The 16,729-nt window shown below is 63.9% G+C and carries 14 protein-coding genes and 1 tRNA gene; 7 read left to right on the top strand and 8 right to left on the bottom strand.

Translation table 11 applies throughout. The features are described 5' to 3' along the window. Positions 1–25: 25 nt before the first annotated feature. Positions 26–3,913: a histidine kinase dimerization/phospho-acceptor domain-containing protein gene (locus ACFWYE_RS26385; protein WP_379115129.1), complete on the bottom strand. Its 3,888-nt coding sequence runs from the start codon at positions 3,911–3,913 to the stop codon at positions 26–28. Positions 3,914–4,180: 267 nt separating this feature from the next. Between ACFWYE_RS26385 and ACFWYE_RS26380 the strand changes: the two genes are divergently transcribed. From ACFWYE_RS26380 to ACFWYE_RS26365, 4 genes are all read left to right on the top strand, one after another. Then, complete coding sequence (locus tag ACFWYE_RS26380; protein WP_326894024.1) at positions 4,181–4,633, top strand: phasin; 453 nt, start codon at positions 4,181–4,183, stop codon at positions 4,631–4,633. A 482-nt stretch (positions 4,634–5,115) separates the two neighbouring features. Continuing rightward, positions 5,116–5,192 (top strand) — tRNA-His (locus ACFWYE_RS26375). Between the two features lie 177 nt (positions 5,193–5,369). Beyond that, on the top strand, positions 5,370–5,612 hold the full coding sequence (locus ACFWYE_RS26370; protein ID WP_379062919.1) for a hypothetical protein: 243 nt from the start codon (positions 5,370–5,372) through the stop codon (positions 5,610–5,612). A gap of 55 nt (positions 5,613–5,667) precedes the next feature. Continuing rightward, the gene (locus ACFWYE_RS26365) at positions 5,668–6,030 is read left to right on the top strand and encodes a VOC family protein (protein ID WP_379115128.1); all 363 of its coding nucleotides are present in this window, start codon (positions 5,668–5,670) and stop codon (positions 6,028–6,030) included. A 60-nt stretch (positions 6,031–6,090) separates the two neighbouring features. Here the strand turns inward: ACFWYE_RS26365 and xseA are convergent, their stop codons facing one another. After that, on the bottom strand, positions 6,091–7,695 hold the full coding sequence (xseA, locus tag ACFWYE_RS26360; protein WP_379115127.1) for an exodeoxyribonuclease VII large subunit: 1,605 nt from the start codon (positions 7,693–7,695) through the stop codon (positions 6,091–6,093). A gap of 137 nt (positions 7,696–7,832) precedes the next feature. Between xseA and ACFWYE_RS26355 the strand changes: the two genes are divergently transcribed. Further along, on the top strand, positions 7,833–8,780 hold the full coding sequence (locus tag ACFWYE_RS26355; protein WP_379115126.1) for a DMT family transporter: 948 nt from the start codon (positions 7,833–7,835) through the stop codon (positions 8,778–8,780). A 70-nt stretch (positions 8,781–8,850) separates the two neighbouring features. Here ACFWYE_RS26355 and ACFWYE_RS26350 read toward each other — a convergent pair whose 3' ends face one another. Continuing rightward, positions 8,851–9,807 carry a LysR substrate-binding domain-containing protein gene (locus tag ACFWYE_RS26350; protein WP_129411258.1) on the bottom strand — a complete coding sequence of 319 codons (957 nt, stop codon included), beginning with the start codon at positions 9,805–9,807 and terminating at the stop codon, positions 8,851–8,853. Between the two features lie 235 nt (positions 9,808–10,042). On the opposite strand from ACFWYE_RS26350, the gene ACFWYE_RS26345 reads away from it, so the two are divergent. Continuing rightward, positions 10,043–10,333: a DUF1127 domain-containing protein gene (locus tag ACFWYE_RS26345; RefSeq protein ID WP_101936649.1), complete on the top strand. Its 291-nt coding sequence runs from the start codon at positions 10,043–10,045 to the stop codon at positions 10,331–10,333. Between the two features lie 180 nt (positions 10,334–10,513). Here ACFWYE_RS26345 and ACFWYE_RS26340 read toward each other — a convergent pair whose 3' ends face one another. The 3 genes from ACFWYE_RS26340 to ACFWYE_RS26330 form a co-directional block, all read right to left on the bottom strand. Then, entirely contained in the window at positions 10,514–11,548 is a 1,035-nt protein-coding gene (locus tag ACFWYE_RS26340; protein WP_379062909.1) for an aldo/keto reductase, read from the bottom strand. A 227-nt stretch (positions 11,549–11,775) separates the two neighbouring features. Continuing rightward, positions 11,776–12,363, bottom strand: a complete 588-nt coding sequence (locus tag ACFWYE_RS26335; protein ID WP_379062907.1) for a hypothetical protein — start codon at positions 12,361–12,363, stop codon at positions 11,776–11,778. A 58-nt stretch (positions 12,364–12,421) separates the two neighbouring features. Continuing rightward, complete coding sequence (locus tag ACFWYE_RS26330) at positions 12,422–13,336, bottom strand: DUF937 domain-containing protein (protein WP_379115125.1); 915 nt, start codon at positions 13,334–13,336, stop codon at positions 12,422–12,424. A 228-nt stretch (positions 13,337–13,564) separates the two neighbouring features. Between ACFWYE_RS26330 and ACFWYE_RS26325 the strand changes: the two genes are divergently transcribed. Beyond that, on the top strand, positions 13,565–14,395 hold the full coding sequence (locus ACFWYE_RS26325) for a GyrI-like domain-containing protein (RefSeq protein ID WP_379115170.1): 831 nt from the start codon (positions 13,565–13,567) through the stop codon (positions 14,393–14,395). A gap of 86 nt (positions 14,396–14,481) precedes the next feature. On the opposite strand, the gene ACFWYE_RS26320 is transcribed toward ACFWYE_RS26325, so the two are convergent. Both ACFWYE_RS26320 and ACFWYE_RS26315 read right to left on the bottom strand, forming a co-directional pair. Beyond that, the gene (locus ACFWYE_RS26320) at positions 14,482–15,855 is read right to left on the bottom strand and encodes a glutamate--cysteine ligase (protein ID WP_379115124.1); all 1,374 of its coding nucleotides are present in this window, start codon (positions 15,853–15,855) and stop codon (positions 14,482–14,484) included. Between the two features lie 187 nt (positions 15,856–16,042). Then, the gene (locus ACFWYE_RS26315; RefSeq protein WP_379115123.1) at positions 16,043–16,669 is read right to left on the bottom strand and encodes a TetR/AcrR family transcriptional regulator; all 627 of its coding nucleotides are present in this window, start codon (positions 16,667–16,669) and stop codon (positions 16,043–16,045) included. Between the last annotated feature and the right edge of the window lie 60 nt (positions 16,670–16,729).

Below are 16,729 nucleotides of genomic sequence, written 5' to 3'. Positions count from 1 at the left end.
GGGCGCCTTTTTTCTATTGAGCCGCCTAATCGGCCAGAACGCGCGTCGACGGGAAAGCCACTTCAACAAGCGTGCCTTCACCGGGCGTCGAGTTGATGGTGAAGCGGGCCCGGTTGGCCTCTACCATCGCCTTGGTCAGCGGCAGGCCGAGGCCGGTGCCGTCGCTGCGCCCGCGCTTCAGGGCATTGACCTGCTTGAAGGGCTTCAGCGCGTGTTCGATCTCCGCCTGGGTCATGCCGACGCCAGTATCGCGTACCCGCATCACCACATCGCCTGAGGTCTCATAGGCAGTCGAGACGATCACCTGGCCGCCCGCCTGTGTGTAGCGCACGGCATTGGACAGGATGTTGAGCGCGATCTGGCGGATTGAACGCAGGTCGGCCACGACCTCCGGCAGGCGCGAGGCGAAGGACGAGCGAATGATCACTCGCTCACGATTGGCCTGTGGCTGCATCAGCGCGACGGATTCGGCCAGCGTGTCGTTGAGCGACACCGCCTCGTAGTCCATTTCCTGCTGTCCCGCCTCGATCTTGGAAATGTCGAGCAGGTCGTTGACCAGATCGAGGACATGGTTGCCCGAGCGGTTGATGTCGCGCAGATAGTCGCGATAGCGCTCATTGGCGACTGGCCCGAATTTCTCATCCACCATCAGTTCGGAAAAACCGATGATGGCGTTGAGCGGCGTGCGGATTTCGTGGCTGATGCGGGCGAGGAAGTCGGTCTTCTGCGAGGATGCACGTTCGGCCACCGCGCGCGCCTGGGTGAGTTCTTCCTCGGCCCGCTTCCATTGCGTGATGTCGCGCACCACGGCGCAATAGCCGCTGTCGCCGGGCAGGCGGCCGATGGTCATGAACAGCGGGATGAAGCGCCCCTCGGCTTCGCGGCCGATGACCTCGCGGCCGTCATTGAGCACGCTGGCCACGCCATTGTCGGAAAGCCCGGCAAGGTAATCGCGCGCCGCCTTCTGGCTTTCGATGGCGAACAGCGAGGCGAATTGCTTGCCGGCGACGTCGTCGCTGTCGAAGCTGAACAGGGCCTCCGCCGGCCGGCTGATCGAGCGGATGGTGCCATCGCGGTTGATCAGCACCACGCCGTCGGTGGCGGTGTCGATGATGGTGCGCATTTCGGCGATGCGCGCCTTGAGTTCCCCATTGTCTGGCTGCACCGCCTCGGCTGCCGGAAAGGGCAGGACCTGCGCCGACCGGTTGTCGGTCGTGCCGTTCAGCACCAGCATCAGGGCCTTGCCCTTGCCCCAGGGCACGGAACGCAGCACCGCATCGACCGGAACCTCTTCGCCATCGGCTTTCTTCAGCCGCAGCTTGTGGTCGGAGTGGTCGGGCGCATCATGGCTGGCATAGGCATCGGCAAACAGTGCATCCAGGCCGCCGGCGGCCTCCAGCGCTGCGAGATCGCCATAACCGGTCAGGGCCAGGAACTCCGTATTGGCGTAGTGCAGCTTGTCGCCGGAATGGATCAGCAACGGCACCGGCAGCCGCGCCACGAGCGACGTGTCCGGTGCCGTCTCGCCGGTGGAGAAGGCAGCGGGCACGAAGCCGCCAGCCTGCAGCGGTGGCGCCGCACGCGGCGTCACGGTGGCCTGCACCGGTTCTGCGTCGGCTTCATCCTCATCGCGTGGATGCGTGAGATCGCCGTCATCTTCCAGGCGAGCCAGATCGGTGTCTTCCGTCGCGTCTTCCGCAGACGGCGTCTCTTCGGGGATCGCGCCGCGGCGCTGTTGCGTCACCTTCGCCACGGCGGCCCTGACGTCGCCTGCATCGTCCAGTGCCGGCGCCGGTTTGTCGCACGGCTCCGCTTCGTCCGGCGTGGCAAAAGCCAGCAGGGAGCGCGGCGCGGCCGGCTTGGCCGCGGGCTGGTCTTGCGCGGCATCGTCCGATCCGGCAGCTTCAGTTTCCGCTGGCTGGCCGGCAAGCGTTACGGGCAGTTCGGAGCTTGCGACGGAATCTTCGATCTCGGAAACCGTATCGGCGTTCGTGCCGTCGAGCCGCGCCAGGTCCTCGATGTGCTCGGCTTCCTGCGCCTCGAGCAGCGTGGCGCTGTCGTCCACGGCGGCCGCGTCATGTGAAGCGGCATGGTCTTGCGCGCCAACCATTTCCGGTTCCGCCGCGTCGGCCTTGGTATCCGGTGCTGGTTGCTCGACGGCGACGACAGGAAGCTGGACCTCGACCTCCGGCTTCTGTTCGGGCGTGGTCGCAGCGGTCTCGACCGGTTTCGTCGATTCGGCATCCTGGCTGGATGCTGCTGTCGCTTCGACCTTGCTTGGCGACACGGCGGCAATATCTGTCAGCGATGCAGCAGGAATCGTCTCTTTCGGCGCGGCAGGCGTGGCCTTGCCGGTTTCCACGGCACTGTCTTTCTTCAGGCGTTCGCCGATCTCGCGGAAGGCGGTGCGCTCCACATTCGACAGGCCCTTGTCGTTGGCGGGTGCCCGGTGTTCCGCCAGCCGGATGACCTTGTCGGTGAACCGGCGTTCCGGCGTCGGCGCAATGGTCAGTGCCGGCGTCTCGCCGTGGAAAGCATTGTGGCGGCTCGCCTCTGCGCCAGGCTGCTTCGCTTGCGATGGTGTGGGCGGCGCGACGACTGCAGCGGGCGGCGTTTCCGACGGCGTCCAATCGGGCGTGAGCGCCTCGCCGACCTTTTCGTGGTCTTCGGTGGCATCGGCAACCCGCGCGACGCCGAAACCACGGAAACCTTCGAAGTTGCGGTTACGGTCGTAGACGGGCAGGGCGGCGAGGTCGACCGGCACCTTCAGGCTGCTGCCGGCGATCGGCCAGGCAACCGAGCGGCCCGACCACGTGTCGCGCCGGTCCAGCAGCCCCGCGATCTCACCGGAAGGATCGAAGCCGAAAGTGGTGGCGACATCCTTGAAACGCCGGCCGATGACATCGGCGGCGGCCTCGCCGACAACGGCGGCGAATTCGGGTGAAATCGCGCTGAAGCGGCCGGCTTCGTCGGTGCGCCACACGAAACGCACCGGCGCCGCGTTGCGGCTGATGGCCTGTCTGGCGGGTACTGCGGCCTCGTCCGGCTCCACCGGTGCCGGGTTTCCGCCCTTTTCGCCGGCATCGCTGAAATACCAGCCATCGTGATGATGTTCTCCGGACGCGGCGCTGGTGGAAGCGCTGTCATCAGCCGCGCGCCAGCCTTCCGCGGCCGGCGGCTCGGCCGCAGCTGTCGGGCCGTTGCCGGCAGGGATCGTCGCTGCGGGTGCTGCCTCATTCCGATCGGCGCTGCCATCGTCGATCACCACCAGCAGATGGCGTTCCGGATCGTCCGTCAGCCTTGCCATGCCCGCGGGCAGGGCGCGCTTTCCTGCCTGGACACGCCGCTTCAGCGTGCGTTCGTGATCCCGGCCGGTTTCGCTTGCCAGGGCGGCGAGCGTCTCGGTGCTGATTCCAAGGCCTGAGAATCCCGCCGATGAGGCTTCGACATTGCCACTGCCGTCGATGAAAGCCAGGAACTGGCCGTCGGTGGTGAAGCCGCTTATGGCGCGTTCGGCGATTTCGGCCACGCTGCGCGAACCGGTCTGCTGGGCCGGCACCGAAAGCAGGATCGCCGCTTCACCGTCCGGCATGGTCACGGCACTGGCCTGGAAGCCGATCGCCTGCGTTGCCATGCCCCGGGAAAGCCGGACCAGCAGCGCGCGGTTGCGGCCGATGGCCGGAAAGCCGGCGGTGGCCGTGATCTGGCGTTTCGCCACCGGTGGCAGGTCGGCCGGCGCGTCGATCGCCGCCTCGATGTCGGCATGGCCGAGCACGGCAGCGCCCGGGCCGTTCGCCCACAGCACCTGGTCGAGGTCCGCCGAAAGGATGAGCAGCGCGTCGCCGGCAGCGAAACGCGCCCGCACCTCGTCGAGGACGGCAACATCGAGGAACGAATAGTTCTCGGACGGCATGCGCTCTGGCAATCCTCCAGGAGATGGCCGCGGTTAATTCTTCGTTAATAAATGGGTGCCGCAGCAAGGTCCACAAGCCAGAAGATAGCCCACTTGAAAAGTAGGGCTTTTGGTTAACGCGGGCATCCCCTTGTTTCTTTTCACTAATGTTGCGTCGCAACATAAATATTGCACTGCACAATGAGAAATGCTATGGTGTTAACAGAAATGAACGAGACGGCGCGGCGCCAGAGATGCGGATGTGCCCGTCCACAACGAGGATGGAAAATGACCAAGACGAAGACCGCTGAGACCACCGAATTCCCGACCTTCGATGCTTCGCAGGCTGCTGACCAGGTTCGCGCTTTCGCCGAGAAGGGCGTCGAGCAGTCGAAGGAGACCTTCGCCAAGCTGAAGACCGGCGCCGAGGAAGCCAAGAAGGCTTTCGAAACCAGCTACGAGACCGCCAAGACCACCTCGAGCGACCTGTCGCTGAAGGCGATCGCCACGCTGCGCGCCAACGCCGAAGCCAATTTCTCGCACCTCGAGGCCCTCGTCGGCGCCAAGTCGCTGTCGGAAGTCGTCGAGCTGCAGACCTCCTTCCTGCGCAAGCGCGTCGAGACCGTTGTCGAGCAGGCCAAGGAATTCCAGGCTGCCGCTTCCAAGGCCGCCGAAGAAGTTTCCAAGCCTTACAAGGCCGCTTTCGAGAAGGCCTTCAAGGACGTCTCCAAGGCCGCCTGATGCATCGACCCGAAAGTCGGCGTCGATTTTCGGAACTACGATGCGCACTGGAAAGTGCGGCAAAATGGCAAGGGCAGGCCGGGGTCTTGTAAGCATCGAACCGGCTTCCTAGCTTTATGAGGCAAGAGATACCTGGGGTGGTTCCTCCTCCCTCCGCTCCAGGCAAAAGCCGGCTCCTCCTCCCGCCGGCTTCATATCGGAAAAAGGCCGGCTCCTCCTCCCGCCGGCCTTTTTCTTAAGAAAAGGTAGGACCTCTCCGAAAACCGGTACTGCGTCTCGGCAGAGGCTTGAGTTTGTATGAAATGCGTCGGTATCCCCAGCGTAAGATCGGGGGCCGGGTGAACACGGATGTGGGTGAGCGGGCCTTTGCCTTCGCAAGAGCCTTGAATTACGATCCGATTGCCCGTATGGACGCTTCGCCGGATGACGGAGCGCGGCTGACACGAGTGGAGCTGGTGTTGCGATCATCGACGGGCATGAGTGCCGTTGTAGCTCAGATGGTTAGAGCGCCGGATTGTGGATCCGGAGGTCGCTGGTTCGATCCCAGCCAACGGTACCACTTCTTTTTTCGCCGGGTGGATGCCCCGCAAACCAATCACTGAAACCAGGTCTTGTTCTTTGGGTAGCCGGTAAGGTTGCCGTGAGCTTGCGACTCGGTTTCTATTAAAATAGGGACACCGGCCGGCCGCGCCGACAGCGCTGGCAGCCGGAAAGAACCGAAACGGGTAGTTCAATTATGAGCGTACACGCGATCGAATTTCTGCAGGACTGGATCGGCAAGGAGTGCTGTGCCCCGTCCGAAGCGGTGAAGATCGACAAGCATGCCGAGGTCCTGGCCAAGCAGTGTGCCGCCAAGGCCGCCGAAGCGGGAATCCCGCTGGAAGACCTCCAGGAAGAGGTCGGCGATATCCAGGAACTGATCGCTTCGCGCCTCGAAGAGGCCGTCGAGGCGGAAACGGACGCCGACAAGGCGGCCTGAGCCTGCTCCCTTCTCCAGCGGGCGGAGAAGGGCACCACCGTTCTCGGGGTTGCCGATGCCACTTGGCCGGATCGTCATCTACGCCAGGGATGTCGAGGAAACCGCCCGTTTCTATCAACGGCATTTCGGCTTCACGGCAATCCGCTTGCCTGGCGACAGGATTGTCGAGCTCGTCGCCAGCGATGGCGGTGCCAACATCCTGCTTCATCAGGCCGCAAAAGGCCAGCGCGGCGGCCAGTCGACCGTCAAGCTGGTCTTCGACGTCGAGGATGTCGAGCTGTTCTGCAGGCAGCGCGCCGAAGATGGCCTCGATTTCGGCGCCATCCACAAGGCCGATGGCTACCTTTTCGCGAACGCGAAAGATCCCTGCCAGAATTCCATCTCCGTCTCGAGCCGCGCTTTCCGGAAAAGCGACTAAAGCGGTTGCAAGTCCCTTCTCCCCTTACGGGAGAGGGGGATCGATCGAATATGTCGCAGGTTAAAACAGCGATCCTTGGCCGCTGGTGCCCTTGTCTTTCGGCGCGGCCCGAACTGGTTTCGGTGGGCTGGCAGTTGCCGGGCCTGACGCCGGTTCGCCGCCCTCGGCCGTGGCATGAGCGGAGCCATCGGCAAAGCGCAGTTCCAGCGCCGTACCCGGCGTCACTTCAGCCGCCCGCTTCACCAGCGTGCCGCTGGCGTCGAGGACCAGCGCATAGCCGCGCTCCAGGATAGCCTGTTCCGAGAGTTTCAGTGTCGACAAAAGCCGGTCGGCCTGGGTGAGGCGCGCGCGCAGCCGCTCCAGCCGTACCGTCATCGCCTGGTCCTTGCGGCGCGCCAGCGTCGCCAGCGCGTCGCCCTGCAGCTTCTGCCGGCGTGCGATCGGGGCGGGTGAAAGCCGTGCCGCGGTGCGCATGAAGCGCGCGCGGCGCTCGCGCACGATGCCGAGGAAAGCCGCCTGCGCGCGGGCCAGATCGCGCGCGGTGAGCCGCCGCGCCTCATCCATGCGCCGCGACAACGTCGCCGGTGTCAGCCGGATGGCGCCGAGCCGGCCGCGTTTGCGCTCGATCGCCACCGACAGCGCACGGGCAAGCCGATTTTCAGCCTCGTCGAAACGGCGCCGCGGCAATGCCAGCAACTGGTCCGGCGAGGGCAACGCCCGTGCCGCGGCGCGAGCCGCCTGGCGTCGGCGGTCGATGCCGCGCGACAAGGCCGCCGAAAGCCGCGCCGACAGATTGGCCAGCGTCGCCTCCAGATCCCCTTTGACCGGGACCGCGATTTCGGCGGCACCGGTCGGTGTCGGTGCGCGTACGTCGGCGGCGAGGTCGATCAGCGTCCAGTCGGTCTCGTGCCCGACCGCCGAGATGATCGGGATTTCGGAAGCCGCAACGGCCCGTGCCAGCCCTTCATCGTTGAAGCCCCATAGATCCTCAAGGCTGCCGCCGCCGCGCGCCACGATGATCAGGTCCGGCCGCGGGATCGGTCCGCCTGGCTCCAGGCTGTTGAAGCCCTCGACCGCTATGGTTGCTTCCATGCCGGCCGTTTCGCCCTGCACACGCACCGGCCACACCAGCACGTGCAGCGGGAAGCGGTCGCGGATGCGGTGCAGGATATCGCGGATCACCGCGCCGGTGGGCGAGGTGACGACGCCGATGACCGAAGGCATATAGGGCAGGAGCTGCTTGCGGCCGGCGTCGAACAGGCCCTCGGCAGCGAGGCGACGCTTGCGCTCTTCCAGCATAGCCATCAACGCGCCGGCGCCGGCGGGCTCCAGATTGTCGATGACGATCTGGTAGTTCGATTTGCCGGGATAGGTGGTGAGCTTGCCGGAGGCGATCACTTCCATGCCCTCTTCGGGGCGGAAGCGCAGCCTGCTCATCGTGCCTTTCCACACCACGGCATCGAGGCGCGACCGGTCGTCCTTCAGCGCGAAATAGGCGTGACCCGACGAATGCGGGCCGCGATAGCCGGAAATCTCGCCGCGCACGCGCACATTGCCGAAGGTGTCCTCCACCGTGCGCTTCAGCGCACCGGAAATCTCGCTCACCGTGTACTCGGTGGCGTTTGTCGCCCCCGGCCTCGAATCGTCTTCGAAAAAATCACTCATGCACCGATTGGCGCGCTGGAGGGGGGATGGGTCAAGCCCCCGCGGACGGAGCTGGTGTTGCTGGACCACACGAATGCGATGGACGTGCATGGCCGGCAGGCCTACCGATGCGCAATTCCTGAAATCAAGGCGTCGCCATGAACATGCAGCAATCCCGGCCGCCTGAAGCCGCGCCCGTTATGCGCAGCGCCAGCGAACGTCCGTTCGAGCCGCTCGACTACGGCCTCTATGCACTCACCGTCGTTGCCTGGAGCCTGTCCTGGTACGCCATCGAGTTCCAGGTCGGCATTGTGGCCAACGAGGTCAACATCGTCTGGCGGTTCGCCATCGCCACCGCGCTGATGTTCGGCTGGGTGGTTTTGAAGCGTGGCCGGCTGTGTTTCGCCCTGGCCGACCACATGCGCTTCGTGGCGCTCGGCATCCTGATGTTCTCGTCCAATTTCCTGCTGTTCTACTACGGCGCCGGCTACCTGGTCTCCGGGCTGCTGTCGGTGGTCTTCTCGCTGGCTTCGGTGATGAACATGATGCTTGGCGCCGTGGTCATGCGTGAAAGGCCGTCGCCGCGCATCTTGCTTGGCGGGCTCACCGGTTTTTGCGGCATTGCGTTGATGTTCCTGCCAGAGATCATCGGGCACGATCTCGGTGGTGGCACGCTGGTCGGGCTTGCTTTCTGCGTCGCCGGCACGCTCTCCTTCTGTGTCGGCAACGTGATCTCGGCCGCCGGCATGCGCAAGGGCCTGCCGCTCGTCTCGATGAACGCCTGGGGTATGTTCTACGGCACGCTGTGGTCGGCGATCCTGGCCTTGCTGATGGGCCGCACCTTCACCGTGGTGCCGACGGTGGCCTATTTCGGCTCGCTGCTGTTCCTGGCGGTCGTTTCCACCATCATGGGTTTTGCCGCCTACCTCACGCTGCTCGGCCGCATCGGCGCGGCGCGCGCCGGCTATGCCACGGTGTTGTTCCCGATCTTCGCGCTGCTGGTCTCGACCGTGCTCGAAGGCTACCGGTGGACCGCCTTCGCCATCGTCGGCCTTGCGCTGGTCGCCATCGGCAACGTGCTGGTGGTGCGCGGCGGTCGTCGCTAGAGCGTTTCCGCCTTTTATCGGAACCGCTCTGGCTCTTTGCTTTACGCGATTCCGGACGGAAAACCGTCTCTTACCAGCCTGGCATGATCTGGCTGGGTTTGGTGCGCTTCATCTTGGTGAAGGCGAGCGAGGCGAAGTCGAAGCTGCCGGGTTCTTCGTTCATCGGCACCGAGATGTTGTCGAGGCTTTCGGCGATGTGGCGCGCCAGCGCTTCGACGATTTCCGGACGGCTGGTCTGGCCGCGCATCAGGCCTATGCGGCAGTCGGGCAGCAGGCCGAAGCCGTCGGCTTCGCCCAGCACCCGCATGCCGGGACGCAGCGCGCATTCCGGCAGCACCGAGATCGCCAGCCCCGACAGCACTGCCGCCGCGATAACCGTTGCCGAGAAGGATGAGAACAGGATGCGGTAGTCGCGCCTCATCTCGTCCAGGACATCGCAGGCGGCACGGCGCCAGATGCAGTTTGGCCGGCCGAAGGCCATCGGCAGCACTTCTTCCTCATGGGTGGCGTGGTTGGCGGAGGTGACCCACAGCAGCGGTTCGCGCCGCACCACTTCCGACTGGCCGCGTGCGTCGTTGTGGGTGACCAGCGCCAGGTCGAGATGGCCGCGCTTGATCTGCTCCACCAGGCCGGGCGTCGGTTCGCAGGTGACGGTGAGTTCCACGCGCGGGTTGGAGCGAGCAAAGCGCGCCATGATCTCGGGCAGGAAACGGTCGGCATAATCGTCCGGCGTGCCGATGCGGATGGTGCCCTCCAGCCGGTTGTCGTCGAAGGCGGAAAGCGTCTCGCGGTTCAGATAGATCAGCCGGCGGGCGTAAGACAGAAGCCGGTCGCCATCCTCGGTCAGCTTGTTGGAGCGGCCATCCTTTTCGAACAACGGCTTGCCGATGCGCTCCTCCAGCCGTCGCATCTGCATCGACACCGCCGACTGCGTGCGGTGCACCTCTTCGGCGGCGCGGGTGAAGGACCCTGTGTCTGCGATCGAGATGAAGGTCTGCAACTGGTCGAGGTCGAGCGGCGCTTTCATCGGTATGATCCATCATCGTTTTTGATGATTTTGATAGAAACCATTCGTCGAAGAAATCGAGCTGTCGGCTCCATTCATCATCAGAGTTGATGATAGAGATTAAAAACATTCGTTGGATTAATCAATCGCGGCGTGGCATTTATTCAATTGTCCATATGAGCGCGTGTGAAACGGCTTCGGATCGCCTTTTTGGCGGTGCGGAACCCTGCTGCGCGCGGTTTCGAGGAGAAGATCCATGACCACGTATGATTTCGCCCCAGAGAGCGCGCGCATCACCGCGACCCCGGCTGCTGCGACGCGTGTGTTCAATCGTATGATCGGCTTTTTCCATGCCTGGCAAAACCGACGCACCTTCTATCGCCTCGGCGAGATGTCTGATGCGGAACTGGCCGATATCGGTCTGACCCGAGCCGATCTCTCCGTCGCCATCGACCTGCCCTTCGGTTCGGATCCGACGGTGAAGCTGCGTTCGATCGCCAGCGAGCGTATCGCCTCGATCGAGGAACTGGCCCGCAGGGTGGCCTGATCTTTCGCCTCGTGTTCCGGCCTCCAGCGGGACACGGCGGAACAAGGTTGCTGCAGGTTTCCCACTCCCTTCCGGCTCGACCCAGCCGGGACCTGCGCACCGCCCGGTCCCCCCACGGACCGGGCTTTTTCTTTTTTGGGAGCACGTTTTGCCTTCTCCCCTTGTGGGAGAAGGGACCTCTCACACCATCGCCGGGTTGAGCCGCGCGAAGCCTTCCTGGCGGTGATAAGGGAAGTGCGGGTATGGCGCGGTCACGCTGCTTGCGGCATCGAGCCTGGCGACCTGTTCCGGCGTCAGCGACCAGCCGACGGCGCCGAGGTTCTGGCGCAACTGCTCTTCGTTGCGCGCGCCGATGATGACGGAAGACACCGTCGGCCGCTGCAGCAGCCAGTTGATGGCGATCTGCGGCACGCTCTTGCCGGTCTCCTTCCCCACCTCCTGCAGTGCATCGACGACGCGGTAGAGATGTTCGTCCTCCACCGGCGGACCGAAGTCGGCTGTCTCATGCAGCCGGCTGCCGGCAGGGATCGGAGCGTTGCGGCTGATCTTGCCGGTCAAGCGGCCCCAGCCGAGCGGGCTCCACACCAGCGCGCCGAGGCCCTGGTCCTGGCCGAGAGGCATCAGGTCCCACTCATAGTCGCGGCCGACCAGCGAATAGTAGACCTGGTTGGCGACATAACGCGACCAGCCGTGCCGTTCCGACGCCGCCAGCGACTTCATGATCTGCCAGCCGGAGAAGTTGGAGACGCCGATGTAGCGCAGCTTGCCGGCCTGCACGAGACCATCGAGTGTGGAAAGTACTTCCTCGACCGGTGTGTGCGCATCGAAGGCATGCAACTGGAAAATGTCGATATGGTCGGTGCCGAGCCGGCCGAGCGCGGCATCCACCGCCTCGATCAGCCGGCTGCGCGACGATCCCCATTGGTTCGGCCCGTCGCCCAGCGGCAGGCTGGCTTTGGTCGAGATCAGCACGTCGTTGCGCCGGCCCTTGATCGCCTCGCCGAGCACGGTTTCCGACGCGCCGTCGGAATAGACGTCGGCGGTGTCGAACAGGTTGACACCGGCCTCCAGGCAGATGTCCACCAGCCGGCGGGCCTCTTCGACACCGGTATTGCCCCAGGCGCTGAACAGCGGCCCCTTGCCGGCGAACGTGCCCGCGCCGAAGGACAGCACGGGAACTCTCAGGCCCGATCTGCCGAGATTGCGGTATTCCATCTTAGAAGTCTCCATCTGCCAATGATGGCTAGATAGAAGCGCATCGTTTCGTGAGCCAGAGTGGTGAAAGGCACAGGATTTGTGAACTCAGGTCACATCCTGTTCGAACTTGCCGCGAGACGGATGCTAGAGCGTTTCCGTTTTTCACGGAAACGCGGAAACGCTCTAAGTTTTGTTTTCGTCGCATTTTTGTAACGCCAAGTGATTCCACTTGGCTACAAAATGCTCTAGGCGATCTGCTCGATACGGCATCGCGCGCACAGGGGATATGCCTGCAGGAACGGTCCCACCCGCTGCCGCATTTCCTCGAATTTGCGTCCATACATGTAAAGCGCCGTCTCCGTTGGTCCCTGCCAGTGGCTTGCCACATGGCCGATGCCTTCCAGCAGGCGCTGGCACTCGGCATGGACGTGGTTGGAATCGCAAGTCCGGTAGACTTCGTCCGGAAGATCGGTGCCGTTCAGGTAAAGGGCCAGGCCTTCATGCGTGCCGAAAGCGATGCGCTGGTTGTTCTGGCTCGGCAGCAGCAGATGCGACCCTCTGGGCGCCAGCATCGCGCCAAGAACGCCCTTCACCGTGTCGACCGCCTTGTCCGAGAATTCGTCGATTTCGATCTCGATGTCGCATTGGCTGACTTCGCCGTTGGCCTCCAGCAAGGTGCCGCCACCCACCGTGCGGATGCCGAAGCCCTGTTCCGACATGGCCACGTCGAATGCGTCTTCGATCTCGCCGCGGTCCAGCGGCTGTAATCTGGCATTCAGCACGGCCACCACGCGCACAGGAGCGGCTTTTTTCTTCCCAAACAAGCCGAACATGCATGGTCCCCTCGATCCAGCGCCGTGGAGACTGCCGCACACTCGTTAAGGAATTGGCTTACCGGCGGTCCATGCCTTTGAGGAATTGGTCGAAGATGCTTTCGACGCCCTGCTGGTAGTCGTCGCGCTGCTGGCGGCCGCTTTCGAACATCTTGCCGAAGATGTCGTCATAAGGGTTGCGCGCCCGACCGCTCGGGTTCGGTTCGGGTTCCGGAGCGCGACGCTGCGGGGCAGGGTCGGGCGCCTGCTGTGCGCCGCCCAGCATGTCCTGCAGGATCTTGCCCCAGGGATTGTTGTCGCCGAAAGGGTTTTGCGGCTGCTGCGGCTGCTGCGGCTGCGGCGCCTGTTGCTGTGCGCCGCCGCCGAACATGTCCTGCAGCACCTTGCCGAGCGGATTGTCGCCCAGCGGGTTGTTGCCGAACGGGTTCTGGCCCTGCGGCGCCTGGCGCTGCTGCGGCTGCCCGCCCATCATGCCGCCACCCTGCCGCATCATCTCCTCGATGATCTGGCCGAACGGGTTGTTGCCGCCGCCGAAACCGCCGGCCTGCATCTGGTTGGTGGTCTGCTTGAACAGCCCGCCCATCACCATCGAGGCCAGCACCGGCAGCATCTGCTGCAATACCTGCTGGCCGACGCCGCTGGCCTGTGCAGCCTGCGCCGCGACGGCGCGCGACAGGTCCTTGGAGCCGAACAACTGGCCGAGCACATCGTTGCCCTGGCTCACGCCCTGTGGCGAAAAGGCCTGGGCTGCATTGTCGAAATACTGACCGTACTGGCCGCTGGCCATCGCGTTCATGAAGGTGCCGACGCCATAGGGGTCGGCGGTGTTGCGCTTCAGGCCCTGGCTGAAGGCGGGCAGCAGTGCCTCGACCGCAGCCTGCGTCTGCTGCTGGCTCAGGTTGAACTGCCGTGCCAGCGCCTCCATGCCGTTGCCGTTCTGGGACTGGTTCAGCATGTCGAACAGGTTCAGCACGTCTTGCTCCTCCTCAGCCTATGCGCTTCTCAAGCAATTCCAGCAAAAGTGCGCTGCGGTTTTGCGTATCAAGGGGAGCGTAGAGCCTTTCAATGCAGGATTGAAGTGGGCAATTGGCTCGAGCGTTTCGATCGCATTCGAGCCATCTGGACATCGTCCATGCGCAACGGCGATCAAATGGCGGCACCCGGAATCGGCCATAAGGAGAAAATCTTCATGGGAGAGCGCATGGATCCCGTCGGCAAAGCCCTGTGGCTTATCGAGCACCGCTTCGGGCAAGCCATTTCGCTGGCCGATGTCGCCGAGGCGAGCGGCGTGTCGCGCTTTCACCTGTCACGGGTGTTCGGGGCCGCGACCGGTCACACGGTGATGGGTTATCTGCGCAACCGTCGCCTGGCCGAGGCGGCCCGGGCGCTTTCCGCAGGCGCGCCGGACATCCTGGCCGTGGCACTGGACGCGGGCTACGGCTCCCATGAGGCCTTCTCACGGGCCTTCCGCAGCCATTTCGGCCTCACACCCGAGCAGGTGCGCGCGCAAGGCCATCTCGAAAACCTGAAACTACTGGAGCCGATCAGGATGGATCACAGTCTTCTCGTCGACTTGGAAGCGCCGCGCGTCGAGGACGGCCAGGCCTTGCTGATTGCCGGTCTGGGCGAGCGTTATACATTCGAGACCAATGAGGGCATTCCGGCGCAGTGGCAGCGTTTCGGGCCATCGATCGGCAGCATCCCCGGGCAGGTCGGATGGACGTGCTACGGCGTATGCTGCAACGGCGACGATGCCGGTAATTTCGAATACATCTGCGGCGTGGAAGTCCGCGATTTCTCCGCCATCCCGGCGGAACTGACCCGCATACGAATTCCGGCTTGCCGATATGCGGTGTTTACCCACCGGGGGCATATCTCCGCGATACGCAGCACCGTCTATACGATCTGGAACAAGTCCCTGCCGGAAGCGGGCCTCGAGACGGCATGTGCGCCGGATTTCGAGCGTTATGACGGGCGTTTCGACGCTGCGAGCGGTTTCGGCGAGGTCGAAATCTGGATTCCGATCAAGTGATGCATGGACTGGAGCCCGGCGGTTTTCGGCCCGCTCCAGTGAAGATCGCGAATTCGTTCTCCCGGCGGAAGACTAAGACGCAGGCCTCAATACGCATACTCCAGGAACACCGGCTCGATCGAGTCGCCCCAGCGTGTGTGGTAGGCGGCCAGCATCTCTTCGGCGCTCGTGGTGCCGCGCGCCACCACCTCGTCCAGCGTCGACAGGAACGAGGTTTCGTCGAAGCCGTCTCGGTTCAGCCTGTTGCGGTTCCTAAGGCCCATGCGCGACAGCGCAAGCGTTTCGCGCGCGATCTCGCGCAGCGTGGTCGTGCGGAACGACGTGCCGATGCCTTTCTCCGGCACCGCGTCGCGCATCGCCCTGACCTCCTCATAGCTCCAGTCGCGTGTCAGCGCCTCGGCTGCGTCGAGCGCCGCTTCATCATAAAGCAGGCCGACCCAGAAGGCCGGCAGCGCGCAGATGCGCCGCCACGGGCCGCCGTCGGCGCCACGCATTTCCAGGAAGCGCTTGAGGCGCACGTCGGGGAACAGCGTCGACAGATGGTTTGCCCAGTCGCCCATGGTGGGCAGGCCATCCGGTACCTGGTTGCGCGCCGCGCCTTCCATGAACTGGCGGAAGGTGATGTGCGTCATGTCGTGGTAGCGGCCGTCACGGATGATGAAATACATCGGCACGTCGAGCGCCCATTCGACATAGTCGGCGAATCCGAATTCGGGTGAGAAGCAGAAGTCGAGCAGGCCGGAGCGCTGGTTGTCGGTGTCGCGCCAGATGTCGCCGCGCCAGCTCTGCAGGCCGTTGGGCCGGCCATCGGTGAAAGGTGAGTTGGCAAACAGTGCGGTGGCCAGCGGCTGCAGTTTCAGTGAAACCTGCATCTTGCGGCGCATGTCCGCCTCGCTCTCGAAGTCGAGATTCACCTGGATGGTGCAGGTGCGATACATCATGTCGAGGCCCTTGGTGCCGACCTTGGGCATGTAGCGCGTCATGATCTCATAACGCGACTTTGGCATTTGCGGCGTCTCGGCAAGCGTCCATTTCGGGCTGCCGCCAAGACCGAGGAAGCGGATGCCGAGCGGCTCGGCGATCTCGCGCACCTGTGCCAGGTGGGCATTGCCTTCGCGACAGGTCTGGTGGATCGATTCCAGTGGTGCGCCTGAGAGCTCGAACTGTCCGCCCGGCTCCAGCGAAATCGCGCCCTGGCCGGTTGGCTCGACCAGGCCGATGATGCGGCCTTCATCCAGGATCGGATCCCAGCCGAGTTTCTCCTGCATGCCTTCCAGGATCGAACGGATGCCGCGGTCGCCGCCATAAGGCACCGGCGCATGGCCGTCGACATAGAAGGGGAATTTCTCGTGTTCGGTGCCGATGCGCCACTCGGAGCGCGGCTTGTTGCCCTTGGCCAGGTAGTCGACGAGTTCGTCCATGCCCTCGATGGGTCGGAAATCGGTCGTGTCGCGTGCCATATGCCCCTCTTCGGTGGCGGATCGGTAGATCGCCGCGCGCTTGATGAACGAAATGTCAGGAGGCGATCAAGCAAAAAATCCTGAGCCAATCGTCAACAGGATTTGATCGCGCTGCAATTGAATATTGTCTCTAAGCAATTCCAGCAAAAGTGCGTAGCGGTTTTGCGTCCGGGATTGCGTAAAACTATCAGAGCGCTTCCGCGTTTCCGCTAAAGGCGGAAACGCTCTGGGGAGGGCGTTGCCCTTGTGCCACCCTGACAAGCGTGGCCGCCGCAGCGCCCGCGCTCTCCATGTAGGAGGGGTCGCGGTTGAGCAGGACGGTGGCGAAGGAGCCGTCGAGCAACAGCAGGATCTGGCGCGCCAGCAACTCGGCGTCCCTGATCCCGTCAGCCTCGAAAACACCCTTCATCCAGTCTTCGAAACGCTTCTTGTGGGCGATGCCGATGCGGATCGCCGGATGGCCCGGCATGTCGGCCAGTTCGGCGGCGGTCCGCAGGAAGCCGCAACCCTTCCAGGCCGGACGCCTGGCCGCCTGTCCGAGCGTGTGGAAGATGGCGGCGACCTTGTCGGCAAGCTCGCCCTCGCTCTCCGTGAACCAGTGCCGGAACAGCCCGAGATTGGGCTGGTCACGCCGCTCCAGATAGGCGGCGATCAGCTCGTCCTTGCTGGCGAAATGATAATAGAACGTGCGCTTGGTGAGCCCGGCTTTTTCGGCCACGGCATCGACCGACACCGCGCGCACGCCCTGGCCGTAGAACAGCTTGGAGGCGGCTGCGACGATGCGCTCGCGGGTCGTGTTGGCAGTCGGTTTCATAAATCTATGTATACTGACTAGTGAGTGTAACAACAAGCTGGTCTGGGTTATGTCGTGTCT

Origin of the sequence: Mesorhizobium sp. NPDC059025 (assembly GCF_042739655.1) — a bacterium.
Classification (GTDB): Bacteria; Pseudomonadota; Alphaproteobacteria; order Rhizobiales; family Rhizobiaceae; genus Mesorhizobium.
Note: the sequence above shows the minus strand (reverse complement) of the source record. Positions and strands in the feature narration are given on the sequence as shown.